This is a genomic window from Rahnella aceris, assembly GCF_011684115.1.
Classification (GTDB): Bacteria; Pseudomonadota; Gammaproteobacteria; order Enterobacterales; family Enterobacteriaceae; genus Rahnella; species Rahnella aceris.
On record NZ_JAADJV010000002.1, the window covers coordinates 445,895 to 459,604 of the forward strand.

At 47.5% G+C, this 13,710-nt stretch carries 10 protein-coding genes; 2 read left to right on the plus strand and 8 right to left on the minus strand.

Annotated features, from left to right (window positions below; translation table 11 throughout):
• Nucleotides 1-94: 94 nt before the first annotated feature.
• Complete coding sequence (locus tag GW591_RS14380; protein WP_013577147.1) at nt 95-580, plus strand: DNA polymerase III subunit chi; 486 nt, start codon at nt 95-97, stop codon at nt 578-580.
• Nucleotides 573-3,428, plus strand: coding sequence for a valine--tRNA ligase (locus tag GW591_RS14385; RefSeq protein WP_013577148.1), 2,856 nt, complete (start codon nt 573-575; stop codon nt 3,426-3,428). Before GW591_RS14380 ends, GW591_RS14385 begins: the two co-directional genes overlap by 8 nt.
• Nucleotides 3,429-3,517: 89 nt before the next feature.
• Here GW591_RS14385 and GW591_RS14390 read toward each other — a convergent pair whose 3' ends face one another.
• From GW591_RS14390 to GW591_RS14425, 8 genes are all read right to left on the minus strand, one after another.
• Complete coding sequence (locus GW591_RS14390) at nt 3,518-4,549, minus strand: LysR family transcriptional regulator (protein WP_205569701.1); 1,032 nt, start codon at nt 4,547-4,549, stop codon at nt 3,518-3,520.
• Nucleotides 4,550-5,044: 495 nt separating this feature from the next.
• On the minus strand, nt 5,045-6,001 hold the full coding sequence (locus GW591_RS14395; RefSeq protein ID WP_013577150.1) for a fimbrial protein: 957 nt from the start codon (nt 5,999-6,001) through the stop codon (nt 5,045-5,047).
• A 14-nt stretch (nt 6,002-6,015) separates the two neighbouring features.
• Nucleotides 6,016-8,631 carry a fimbria/pilus outer membrane usher protein gene (locus tag GW591_RS14400; protein WP_013577151.1) on the minus strand — a complete coding sequence of 872 codons (2,616 nt, stop codon included), beginning with the start codon at nt 8,629-8,631 and terminating at the stop codon, nt 6,016-6,018.
• A 47-nt stretch (nt 8,632-8,678) separates the two neighbouring features.
• The gene (locus tag GW591_RS14405) at nt 8,679-9,368 is read right to left on the minus strand and encodes a fimbrial biogenesis chaperone (RefSeq protein WP_013577152.1); all 690 of its coding nucleotides are present in this window, start codon (nt 9,366-9,368) and stop codon (nt 8,679-8,681) included.
• Between the two features lie 62 nt (nt 9,369-9,430).
• Nucleotides 9,431-9,940, minus strand: a complete 510-nt coding sequence (locus GW591_RS14410) for a fimbrial protein (RefSeq protein WP_013577153.1) — start codon at nt 9,938-9,940, stop codon at nt 9,431-9,433.
• A 54-nt stretch (nt 9,941-9,994) separates the two neighbouring features.
• Nucleotides 9,995-10,510, minus strand: coding sequence for a fimbrial protein (locus GW591_RS14415; protein WP_015690498.1), 516 nt, complete (start codon nt 10,508-10,510; stop codon nt 9,995-9,997).
• A 754-nt stretch (nt 10,511-11,264) separates the two neighbouring features.
• The gene (locus GW591_RS14420; RefSeq protein ID WP_013577155.1) at nt 11,265-12,290 is read right to left on the minus strand and encodes a M48 family metallopeptidase; all 1,026 of its coding nucleotides are present in this window, start codon (nt 12,288-12,290) and stop codon (nt 11,265-11,267) included.
• A gap of 3 nt (nt 12,291-12,293) precedes the next feature.
• Nucleotides 12,294-13,484, minus strand: a complete 1,191-nt coding sequence (locus tag GW591_RS14425; RefSeq protein WP_013577156.1) for a YjgN family protein — start codon at nt 13,482-13,484, stop codon at nt 12,294-12,296.
• Between the last annotated feature and the right edge of the window lie 226 nt (nt 13,485-13,710).

Below are 13,710 nucleotides of genomic sequence, written 5' to 3' on the forward strand. Positions count from 1 at the left end.
AATCTCCACTATCAGGGTCTGGTTCGCCAGCCCCTCCACAGGCGGGCGCACCAGTTGCGCCCCTGTTTTTTCTCAGCAGCACAGTGAACTCATCATGAAACAGGCAACCTTCTTTCTTCTCGATGCGCCGGACGCCAGTGGCGAGCTCAGCTCGCACGAAGCACTGGCCTGTCTGGTCGCCGCTGAACGTTACCGGATGGGCAAACGTGTTCTGCTGGCATGTGAAGATCAAAAACAAGCTGAGCGCCTGGATGAAGCGCTCTGGCAACGCGAGCCGAACCACTTTGTGCCCCATAATCTGGCCGGTGAAGGCCCGCGTTTTGGCGCGCCGGTAGAATTATGCTGGCCGGGAAAACGCGGCAATGCGCCACGCGACTTGCTCATCAGCCTGCTGCCTGAGTTTGCAGATTTTGCTACTGCTTTCCATGAAGTGGTAGACTTCGTTCCTTACGAAGATTCCCTTAAACAACTTGCGCGCGAACGCTACAAAGCCTATCGCAGCGTGGGTTTCTCTTTGACGACGGCCACGCCGCCCTCAGTCACCACATTGACCGACGAAAATACGAAGCGAAATGGATAAGACATATAACCCGCAAGACATCGAGCAGCCGCTTTACGAGCACTGGGAACAACAGGGCTATTTCAAGCCACATGGTGACACCAGTAAAGAAAGCTTTGCCATCATGATCCCGCCGCCGAACGTCACCGGCAGCTTGCACATGGGTCATGCTTTCCAGCAAACCATCATGGACGCCATGATCCGCTATCAGCGCATGCAGGGGAAAAATACTCTGTGGCAGGCGGGGACTGACCATGCGGGTATCGCAACGCAGATGGTGGTTGAACGTAAAATCGCCGCTGAAGAAGGCAAAACCCGTCACGATTACGGCCGTGAAGCGTTTATCAACAAAATCTGGGACTGGAAAGCAGAATCCGGCGGCACCATTACCCGCCAGATGCGCCGCCTGGGTGATTCCGTGGACTGGGAGCGTGAACGCTTCACGATGGACGAAGGCCTGTCTGACGCCGTGCGCGAAGTGTTCGTTCGTCTGTACAAAGAAGACCTGATTTACCGCGGAAAACGTCTGGTGAACTGGGATCCGAAACTGCGTACCGCGATTTCAGATCTTGAAGTGGAAAACCGCGAATCCAAAGGTTCCATGTGGCACCTGCGTTATCCGCTGGCTGACGGCGCGAAAACCGCTGAAGGCAAAGATTACCTGGTGGTCGCCACCACGCGTCCGGAAACCGTGCTCGGTGATACCGGCGTTGCCGTTAACCCGGAAGATCCGCGTTACCGCGATCTGATCGGCAAAGAGATCATTCTCCCGCTGGTAGGCCGTCGTATTCCGATTGTTGCCGATGAACACGCCGATATGCAAAAAGGTACGGGTTGCGTGAAGATCACCCCGGCGCATGACTTTAACGACTATGAAGTCGGTAAACGTCACGGCCTGCCGATGATCAATATCCTGACTTTCGATGGTGACATCCGCCAGACCGCTGAAATCTTCGATACTAACGGCGAAGAAAGCGATGCATGCGCCAACGATATCCCTGAGCAGTTCCGTGGCCTTGAGCGTTTTGCCGCACGTAAAGCCGTGGTCGCCGCCTTCGACGAAGCCGGTTTGCTGGAAGAAATCAAACCTCACGATCTGACCGTACCTTACGGTGACCGTGGCGGCGTAGTTATCGAACCAATGCTGACTGACCAGTGGTACGTGCGCACTGCACCGCTGGCGAAAGTTGCGGTGGAAGCCGTTGAGCAAGGCGACATTCAGTTCGTGCCGAAGCAATACGAAAACATGTACTTCAGCTGGATGCGTGACATTCAGGACTGGTGTATTTCCCGTCAGCTTTGGTGGGGACATCGCATTCCGGCGTGGTATGACGCCGAAGGCAACGTGTTTGTTGGTCGTGACGAAGCGGAAGTGCGCAGCGAGAACAACCTGGGCGCAGACGTCGTGCTGACTCAGGACGAAGACGTGCTCGACACCTGGTTCTCTTCCGGTCTGTGGACCTTCTCCACACTGGGCTGGCCAGAACAGACGCCTGACCTGAAAGCTTTCCACCCTTCAAGCGTGGTCGTCAGCGGCTTCGATATCATCTTCTTCTGGATCGCGCGCATGATCATGATGACCATGCATTTCGTGAAAGACGAAAACGGTAAGCCACAGGTTCCGTTCCACACCGTGTATATGACCGGCCTGATCCGTGACGACGAAGGGCAGAAAATGTCCAAGTCCAAAGGTAACGTTATCGATCCGCTGGATATGATTGACGGTATCTCGCTGGAAGATCTGCTGGAAAAACGTACCGGCAACATGATGCAGCCACAACTGGCAGAGAAAATCCGCAAGCGCACCGAGAAGCAATTCCCGAACGGCATCGAACCGCACGGTACTGATGCCCTGCGCTTCACGCTGGCGGCACTGGCGTCTACCGGCCGTGACATCAACTGGGATATGAAGCGTCTTGAAGGCTACCGCAACTTCTGTAACAAGCTGTGGAACGCCAGCCGCTTCGTGCTGATGAACACCGAAGATCAGGATTGTGGCCTGAACGGCGGCGAACTTGAGCTGTCACTGGCTGACCGCTGGATCCTGGCGGAATATAACCGCACGGTGAAATCTTACCGTGAAGCGATGGATAACTACCGCTTCGATCTGGCTGCCAGCATTCTGTATGAATTCACCTGGAACCAGTTCTGCGACTGGTATCTTGAGCTGACCAAACCGGTCATGAACGGTGGCAACGAAGCGCAACTGCGTGGCACCCGTCATACGCTGGTGGAAGTGCTGGAAGGTCTGCTGCGTCTTGCGCACCCGATTATTCCGTTCATCACCGAAACCATCTGGCAGCGCGTGAAATCGCTGAAAGGCATCACAGCAGAAACCATTATGCTGCAGCCTTTCCCTGAGTTTGATGCAGCAAAAGCGGACGAACTGGCGCTGGCCGATCTCGAGTGGATCAAGCAGGCGATCATCGCTATCCGTAACGTGCGTGCCGAGATGAACCTGTCTCCGGCTAAGCCGCTGGAACTGCTGCTGCGTGGCGCGAGTGCGGATGCACAACGTCGTGTGGAACAGAACCTGAGCTTTATTCAGTCTCTGGCGCGTCTGGAGTCCATTACCATTCTGCCTGCTGGCGACAAAGGCCCGGTCTCTGTTACTAAGCTGGTGGAAGGTGCGGAACTGCTGATCCCAATGGCCGGTCTGATTGATAAAGATGCCGAGCTGGCACGTCTGGACAAAGAGATGGCGAAACTGGACGGCGAGATTGCTTCCATCGAAGGCAAGCTGTCTAACGAAGGTTTTGTGGCGCGTGCGCCGGAAGCGGTTGTCGCCAAAGAGCGCGAACGTCTGACGGCCTGTGGTGAAGCGAAAGTGAAACTGGCGGAACAGAAAGCCACGATTGCTGCGCTGTAATCTCAGCCAGATGTAAATGTTAAAATCTATAAAAACAGATGCCAGTCAGGGAAACCTGACTGGCATTTTTTATTCCTGCTACACCCTGATTAACGCGGGGAATTATTCTGAAATTCCTGCAAAAAAGTATCTGTCATTTTTCTCACCAGCGTTGAGAAAAACTGGTTATTAAGTGCTGCTTTATTGTAAACCATATAGACCGGTTGAGAAGGCAACGTCATATCCGTCGACAACTTCTGGATATCAAAAGCATTTTTCATTTTTTCATAGAAACGTTCTGTGATAAAAGCCAGCATGTCGGATGTTTCTACCATCGAGATAATGGAGAGAAATGAAGGGCTGATAAACCGACATTTCCTGTCAACTTGCAGCAAAGTATTAACATCCAACCTGTTAGATAAAAGACTAGTACTCTCGGAATCAACGAAAATATGGCTCTCTTGCGCAGCCTGCTCCCTTGACAGGCTCCCTCTAAGGCGAGGATGCGATCGGCGGCAAATCATCACCGGCACTTCGCTGGAAATATGCTGGCTAACCCGGGAATGGCTAACGTGCGGATGAACGTCAAAAATGATGTCAGCCTTACGGAAAATCAGAGCATCTTCAGTTTCAGCAATCGAATTGCCGCTCGTGCTGTGCACTATTTCACAGTCGGGTGCAATTTCATCCAGTACCTTGCGCATCACGTTTATCGTAAACATTGAAATGTAAGGTGAGCAGTGAACAACAAGTCGGGTCGGCAGAGAATCAAACGAGATATTCTGCAATTTCGCCACTAAATTGTCGTAAGCCTCCGCCAGGCCTTCGTGTATCCCGATCGCAACGGTGGTCGGTGCCAGTGCCTTACCATCCCTGATGAACAATGCATCATTATAATGAACACGTAAGCGCCCCAGTGCCTGACTGACAGCAGAAGGCGTGATGCCAAGGGCATCTGCGGCTTTGGTTCCGCTACGATGAATAAAAACAGCCTCAAACGTAGTCAATAAATTGAGATCAAAATTTTTCACCATTTTAAAACGATCGGTGAGTGTGTTCTCTTTCATCCTGTCCAGTCCCCTGACCTCTGGTGAAATACGAGAGTTCGTATTCTCAACATCAATCATAGTCAAGATACTCAATTTTGGTCTCCTTACCAGCAATTAAATTTCATGTATCACTCTGTAAAAATAAGGTTTTTGTCTAAAAAAACAAATAATGCCTTTCATTAACACCACGGTATATAAAGTAAATAGCAGGCTGCAAGACAGTTTTAGTTAAACCTTACTTAACTATACCTTTAACAAAGTTAAAGTAAAATCCACTTTTTTTTTATAAAATATATTTTTTTCTTATAAATTTTCTATGATTCAAAAAGATATAACCATAATTAACTTTTCTGAAAAATATATTCAGCAAATAACACGGATTGAACCTCATTTTAAGCATTGTCGTTTTCGCCAATACGACTCGTCTCCTGTCCATCCCGATAAATGGAAAAATAAGGCGTGTTATCGGGACGAGTGTGATTTACTCATCTGCCATTTGGGGCGGGTGGTGGTGTGTACGAATCTTCACATTGAAAAAGAAACAACGAAGCCCCCAGTTTTCACCAGGGGCTTCGTTGTTTACCGCAATTAATTATACTGGATAACAAATGCTGCAGTGGCTTTCAGTTCGCCCCCCGTGATCTGCTCGTCAGTTTGTACATAACGTGCCTGCAACGGAATAGTGACATCCATTTCCTGGGTTGTGTTAACAATATTATAAGAAGTATTAAAATCCAGATCCTGACCATTCATTGCCAGACGGATCCCAAGTCCTTTTGCTTCACTATCTGAAGAAACAGGAATGATATTATTGCGACCTTCATTATTGAATACGCGGAAATAGACCGGTGTATTGGCACCGCAGGTAAGACGGATATTTGCATTAGCCGTTTTACTCGATTCACTGCCGATACCATCAAAGTCCTGATTACTCACCGGCGGCATAGGAACCGAGATGGATGAGGAATCGATAAAATCACAGCCAATTTCACTAATTGTCGCAAAAAAATTGTATGACCCTACTTTGTATTGGTTGCCACTATCATCATGTAAATACACGCTAAACAAAACGCCAATTATCCAACCCGGCGTAACCGTGCCGGTTTTCAGAAATTCAATATTGACCTGAGGTGACATGAGAGGTGAAACCGCGCTCGTTCTGAGAACGGTTGAATCATTGTTGACCACCTCTCCGTCTATTTTAACTCTGAAACCGATTCCTTCGGCACTACCTTCACCGGTCCCGCTTCCGAAAATATTATTTCCCATAGGCGTACGTGTGGCTTGCGTTTTAATAGTATAGAAGTAGGTACCAGTGCAAGAATCGGCAAATTTCTTCCCCCCTGCCGGATTGGCATTGGTATAGAAAACACTGCCTATGGGTGTTTCACGAGTTATTGGCAAAGTGCCTACACTCGTACTGAACCTATTTTCAGATTGCACATTCTGACACCCCGCGCTTGCGGCAAAACAGGTCAAAGCAATGGCAATGAATAACCCCAGATTACATATCGATTTCAATAAAGGAATATTCTGTCTGTTCATTATCTTTCTCATCATTATTTGCATTGTGCAGAGGCTTGCTTGATCAAATCTTCAGCAGTTTCCGGGGTGCTCGCGAGTTGATAACTGGCATAGCATTGCTTCTCTGTGCCATTACCCCATTTCGCCAACAAGCGCCCTTGTGCTGCCAGCCCGGTCAGATAGACCTCGCCGTTCTCACCAACAATGCCTGTATTGTCTGTTTCGCTGTCCATGACAGAAACTACAGTACCGAACGGCAATGGTGCACCTGCGTAAGTCATCGTAATTAACGCACGATCGCCTACTTTGGCATTATATTTCGCCAATACGACTGCGCCCTTGGTCGGTATAACGGTTAATGAAGGTTCTGCAATATCCAGTTTCGAACCCATACTTTCGGTTCTTAGCCTCACTTCATTTTTCTTGTACGGCTGAGCGTAAGGTACGACAGCATAACCACGCCAGTCGGTACTCACACCCGTACTGTTTTCAATGTAAACATCAGATGCCCCAGGTGCTTTAACAAGCGTCACACTGTCGCCCATATATTGAGAAAGCGTTACACCATTTTCATGTACTAATACGCCACCTGACAGGCCATAGGTCATTTGTTTATTTTGATCGGTATAGCTATACCCCACCAGCGCTTCACCGGATGAACCTTTATAATCTAATGAGGAAGACCCTGAGGCACCGCCGCCTTTATTTTCATAACCTTGTTGAACGCTATAACTAAGGTTATTATTTTCAAGTAATGTTCCATTAACACCCGCTTGCTGTGTTGTTGAACCATCTTTACGCGAAGTCATATTATAACTTGCCCAGGCCTGAGATGAATTCATGAATGCGCTGAACGGAATAGACATATTAAATGCCAGAACCTGATCGGATTCATCAATACCCGGGTTTTTGGTATAACTATAATTCAGGCCGTAAGTCATACCTTTAAATGAGCTGGTTAATCCGGTTTGTAATGACAGTTCTTTGCCATCGCCTCCCCAATAATCTTGTTCACTGGCGCTAAAATAAATCGTAGCAAGGTCGGCGATATTCTGATTAATGCTGGCCTGAATTTTACTGCGAGCATTATGGGTACGATTAAACTCGTCCAGCCCGTCTTCCGTTTCTGCGCTAAATTTCTGCACATCGTCAAAGGAATAATATCCTTTGGTGGAATAACGATAACCAGCAAGTTGCAAGTTGGTATCGGTTTGATCGATATTTTTCGCATACATGAGGCGGTAGGATTGCCCGGTCTTATCACCGATACCCTCAAGGGTACTGACTGCATGGGTGACGTCTAAAGACAACGCACCAATTCGGCCCATATCCATACCCAGGCCCGCCGATGCGGCCTTATAATTATCGGCAAACTGTGTGCCACCATAGGCAGTGATGTTTGACGAAAGACCATAAATTGCGGTCAACTGGCCAAAATAAGGCTCTTCTACATCTTCCACGCCAGAACGATAGCGACCTGCCGTGGCGCTGTATTTCAGACGCCCTTCACGTTGTAGGATTGGCACTGAACTGGTGGCCTGAGTGTATTGCGTTGTCGACCCATCGGCCTCTTTGATTGTTACTTTCATATCCCCACCGTTACTGGAGGGATAGAGGTCAGTAATCGAAAACGGTCCCGGTGCCACGTTCGTTTGATAGATGGTGTAGCCATCCTGCTCGATAGTCACCTGAGCGTTACTGCGCGCGATACCGCGAATTATCGGCGCATACTGGCGTAAACGGTCCGGCAGCATATTGTCATCAGAAGATAATTGCGCACCAGTGAACTGGACACTGTCGAAAACTTCACCCGGCGAGGAGTATTCACCGAGCGTCAGTTGCCCGCCCTGCAGGAAACGCACATCGCGTTGCAAGTAGGTTTGAATTGAATCCCATGATTGCGTTTTATCGCCATCATCATTGGTATTATCAGCATAGGTTGAATAATTACGTAAACGCCATGCACCAAGGTTAATTCCGCTACGCAGGTTCAAATAGTTAGATTGCGAGTCACCGCTGATCTCATCGTCAGTATCGGAGCCGGAATAGTTATAGTTCACCATTAACGCAGGGATACCGTCATCCCAAAGAGAGGGATCTACAGCATTTCGGATATGTGGCCGAACGCCGATTTGAGGGACAGTAATGTAATACTTCCCCCCTGCCAGATCGAGTTTTTCTGTGGCGTCTGGTATATAGGTTACCAGCGGTTTTTCCAGCGTCTGACCTGGAGATTGCGTTTTTAATGCCGGGAAAACGTCGTCTTTTACACCATACTCATAGAGTTGCGCAGGCGTCACTTTACCGAAAATCTTCCCCGGTGAATCAGGAACATCAACGAAGATAACAGAGCGTCTTTCAATTAACTCATTATTCAGGAAGACATCCACAGAATAAGTGCCAGGTGCTTGCCCACCTTCATTGGCAAAATAATTAAGATCGACGCCATCCATGTTACCGCCGTTGCCGACAGCTTTGAGCATTTCCGCACTAAATTCTTCTGCTGCAAAAGAATTATAATTAAATGCCAATAAAATTAATAAGGGCAGACTTTTTAGTTTGAATATCTGCTGTACTCCGCAATGATTAACAGTCCCGAAAAAAAAAGAGTGTTGTTTTTTCCTTGCAGAAAATCCTTTTTCGTCCTGCATTATTCTTCCTTATTAAAAATGGTGTTGAGCGATCTTATTTTTCAAATTTAAATTTTGGCATGACTTAGTTTTGAGATTCCGCCGTAATCATCAATAACCGTCCAGGAGACGTCATTACCCATAGGCGCTTTTTTTATTTTCGTACTTGCCAAAGGCGGAACCATAACACTTTCAGTTACTGGTGAGTTGTTTACAGTAATTTTACCGAATGAGACGTAATATGGCGTAGGGTTAGTCACAGTTAGACCTTCGCCCGAGCGGCTGAATTTAACCTTTGAATATATATCTTTTAAATCTTGATTGTTTAACGCGGCAGGACGATAAATCAATTTCAATCGGTTATTCACTGAGAACTGTAAGCTACCGCCTTCATCACTTTTCTTTTGTGATGGTGGTATCACCAGAACATTCATCCAGTAAATTGATTCCCGATCTTGTGGCAAACCAGCGGCAGATTTCAGCGCAATACGAATAATGCTATTTTGGTTCTTTTCAATTCTGAAAAGTGGCGGGGTAGCGATAAAGGGTATGCTTGCTTTACTTTCATCCTCAAAATTGCTGACCCAGGAGCGGACCAAAAAAACTGAGTCGATGCCTGTATTATTAACAGAAAGCGATGTTTCTTTCATATCACTGGAGAAAACAACTCGCGTAGCACCCACTGTTACACCAGCGGTAGCCTGAAAAATAAAACATAACCCTAACAGGCCACATATAAAAATGGCTGCACGTTTCATACAATACCTCGAAAAAAAACGGAATAAGTCACCTTATTCCGTATATTTATTAAGATTCAAAATTATTGATAAGTAATTTCGAACGGAAGATTAAGAGTCCAGGAGCCGGTGCCAACATTACTAGTCTTGGTACGAGTCAGAGCAGCAACATAGTTAAGGGTGTTATCCCCTTCAACCAGGGCAGCCGGCATATCAGTATTTGGAACCTGAAGAGTACCATCGGCTGCTTTGATGATAGTACCTACAGCACTAGGAGTTGCATCAGTAAACTGGTTAGAGGTACTTGAGTTGCCTTTAAACTTCACGTTTGCGCTCGTCACGGATGCAGGGCAACCACGCAATACCAGACTAAATGGCTCTGATGCACCCGGAGTAGTTTCACCAACAGCTAATGCATTAAGGGTAGATGCTGCTACTTTCTCAATAGTTACAGTCAAATCTTTTGACTCCAGAGAACAAGCAGTAGATTTAACGGTACCGGTAAAATTAAGTGTACCATCAATAGCGAATGCAGCCTGAGAACTCAGTGCAGCAAATACAAATACAGCTGCTGAAACCATTTTCATTTTCATGAGATAATCCTTTATATATTCAAATATCAGCGAATTAAAAATTCACTTATTTTATTAATTGTAAGACAGAGTGAAACTGGTCGTTGCATCAAATGCGCCACCAGTTACAGATTCGCCCACTTTAACCGGAGCTGCTTTCAGGTTAATTACTGCGGTACCCAGTTCTGGATTTACAGCCACTGGGTTCGATTCTGTCTGAACTGCCAATTCGCTGCCATCTTCGTTATACAGACCAATACCAAAGCCCGTTGCTAAAGAAGAATCAGATAATTTCAGTAATTTATTGTTGGTGACGTCTTTATCACCGTTGGTGGTCAACTTCACATTCGCTACGGCCGGGCAACCGGTCAGGTTAATCGTGATGTCTTGTTTTGCAACGGAGCCATCAACAATTGCACTGCCTGAAACATCACCAAATGCGATCGGTGCAAGTTCACCATCAACCGTACATGCACCGGCAATAATTTCACCTTTGAATTTCAGGCTACCAGACTCATCTGCCGCATGAACACTTGCAGCAGCCAGGCCTGCAGCTAACAGACCCACTTTAAAATAGGTATTCATTTTCATCAACATATCCCTTTGCTTTTTGAGTTTACATTTCATAGACAGTACTGTCCGATTTAATAAAGCAGTAAGTTCTGTAAAATAATTACGCGCCCTTACTTCTGGGGCAGATAATAGTGCATCACAGGGATAACAATACAGCCGATCTCCTTAATTAATATTTTAGTAAAGTTAACGAACAATGTTTTAACCTTGAATTACATGCAAAAACCTATATATTCGCAAACAAAAATACTAGTAATTAAATAACTTTAGAACATACACCACATTAAATGTACAGACTAAACAATACCAGTACCTCGCATTATCCAGTTGAAATATAATGGGATATTTCATAACAGCGCGGGAGGCAATCCGACGAAAAAGTATCAACGGGCATGACAGTAAAAAAATTAGCGGAGTGCCTAAAAAACAATATGTTATTAAAGCTGGCCAATCAAAACCGGAAATAAATGTTTATTATAAATAATAATAATTATAAAAATCATCAGAGGAAATAGAAAATAGGATGAAAAGATAATAAAAACAAAAGCACAGTTCTGGAAGTAACGCTGATACCCGCAAGTCTTATTAACGACCTGATCAGTTTTTCCAAATTGTTATCTTCGCCCGACTTTGCTTTTTCATCTGAAGTCGTTGAGTTGAAGATACTTAATGCTATCGGCGAATGCAGTCGCGAATTTTACGGTGACCTACGAGTAAGACTTCACGTTCTGACGGGTTCTTTCGCGGACCCGTCAGAGGTTTTAGATCATCACTACTCCTTTGCCGCATCCCTGATATGCCCGATACGTGACTGCATCGCAGGATGTGTGCTGAGCCAGTCAGGTAACACGCCGTCCGCTTTCTCCTTCTGCGATTCTGCGGATACCCTGCTGTATATTTCCGCCATTTGCTCAAGCGAGCGCCCTTCCCGCTTCATTTCTGCTATCGCCCAGTTATCCGCTTCACGCTCCATACCGCGGGAAAATTGCAGTTCATTCGCCAGCGATGCCGTTTGTAATAAGGTATCGCCAATGCCGCTGACATCGCCGGTCATCCATAACAGCGTGAGGGACACCAGCGAGGAACGCACCAGCATGCGCATGGGATGCCGGTAAGCGTGATGTCCCATCTCATGCAGCATTACCCCTGCCAGCGCGTCATCACCCGGGCTAAGCGCCACCAGTTTATCGCTGAGGATCAGCGTGCCGTCCGTCAGCATGAAAGCGTTAGCCACATCGGGAATATTCATCAGCTTCAGCCGGACCGGCGTACGGTCGGTGCGTAATGACGGCGGGATCACCTGCTGGAAAAGCTGCTGAAGTGCTTTCTGTTTATCGGCAGGCAACGCCGAATCCCGGAAATCACTGGCGCTGAGCAGTGTCAGCGTATGACGCCCGAGGTTTTGCTCAACAGTGGTGGGAATTCGCTGCGCAATCACATTGCTGGCCCACGGCAATAAACCGTAGATATAAAAGAAAATCAGCAGGCAGGTCGCCAGTAAGGTGAGGAGCACCCCGCGCTTATGGCTTTCCATGCGGTATACCCAGCCGGGCCGGCGATGCTGCCGTAACCAGTGACGAAATGCACCGTCATCGGCAGGCACAAAACGGCCACCATCGGGAAAAGTGAGAAACAGCGGGATCGTGCCCAGCGCATCAGAAACCTCGATCTCGCTGAGAGAAAAAGTCGGGTTCAGGTTTTCAGCTTCCAGCGTCAGACACGGGTCGCCGCCCAAAAAAAGGCGGGCAGCCTTGCGAGCTGCCCGTCCAGGAGGCTGATAAAAGCCTTCAATGATCATGCATTACATTCCGACGCCAAGGTCGAACGCCTGAGTCACTTCTTCTGCCACTGCCGTGTTGGCGGTGTCAGCATGCGCCTGAACTTCCAGCAGGGATAAATCACCGGTCACCGCCGTGCAGGCTGCCATATAGCGGGCGGAACGGACATGGGCGACAGGCGTTGCCAGCCCCAGCGAGCAGACCACAATCAGCGCATTGGTGAACAGCAGACCCAGATAAGACATCGTTTTCATGGATGAACGCAGTTTCACGCGGTCACCGATTTGCGTCTGGTTAAAGACGTAATTGCGCACAGCCACCACCTGATAGCTCGCCACCACCAGCGCGCCGACAAACATGATGATGAAGGCCAGAATGAAGCTGAATAAATTGCTCATCAGCATCATGCCCGCCATGTCTTCAGACATGCCCCCCATATAAGCCATCTGTAACAGCGTAGTGAAGAAGGAACCCATCAGCCACAGGGCGATGATCAGGAAAGGCAGGAATAACACAATGCCCAGCAGGCTATATTTAATAAATGCGGCTTTTTTCAGATCAGCGCGGAAAGCGGTATTGCCGAAAAAGAGATTATTCACATACAGATCGTGTGTCATGGCGCTGATAATACCCTGCACCGCTGCCACACCCGGTACCAATGCCACCGCCACTAATACCACGCTGATCAGAATCGCGCTGATACTGGCCATCTGAACGGCAATTAATACCACCGCAGTGATCGGAATATACAGCGCCAGCATTAACAGAATCGGACACAGATACATTGTCCAGTACGCACGGCCTGTTTTGCAGTGATAGTTAAAACGCACACCACGGTAACTGGTCATGATCGCGTTATAACGCCAGCTGCGGATAATCACCCAGGGCAATAGCGCGAGGAAAACCAGCGCAATCAACAGAGCCAGCTGAGGCAGCAGTGCGGCCAGAATATAAAAGACGATAATGCCGCCAATCACCAGCAAACGTCCTTTCAATATCTGAACGGGTTTTGCGTGGTAATCAAAACGGTCGCCATTAATTTCGGTATTACCGAGGAAATAACGACGACGGCGAACGGTCGCCCATGCCGAATAAATCCCCAGAGTGATGATGGTTAATAATGCATTAACCAGCCATATTGCGAAATACTCTCCGCCCTTGCCATGAAAACGTACCTGATGCAGGTTATCGTTATATTGATTATTATCTGACATTTTTATCTTTCGTCCTGAAAGGAATGGGAAGCCGCCCTTCTTAAAATAAAGAAAGGTGGCAGAGCACATTGTGTAACGATGAAGATTTAATCATGTCTCTGACCTTTCAGGCAACGAATTATTCCCTCTGCCAATGAAAAAAATTCGCATTTGGGATAAGTAAAATCATCGGGAAACGCCTGCGGCGTTGCATCAGCACGCCCTAAAATGGTATTAAAACGGTCTG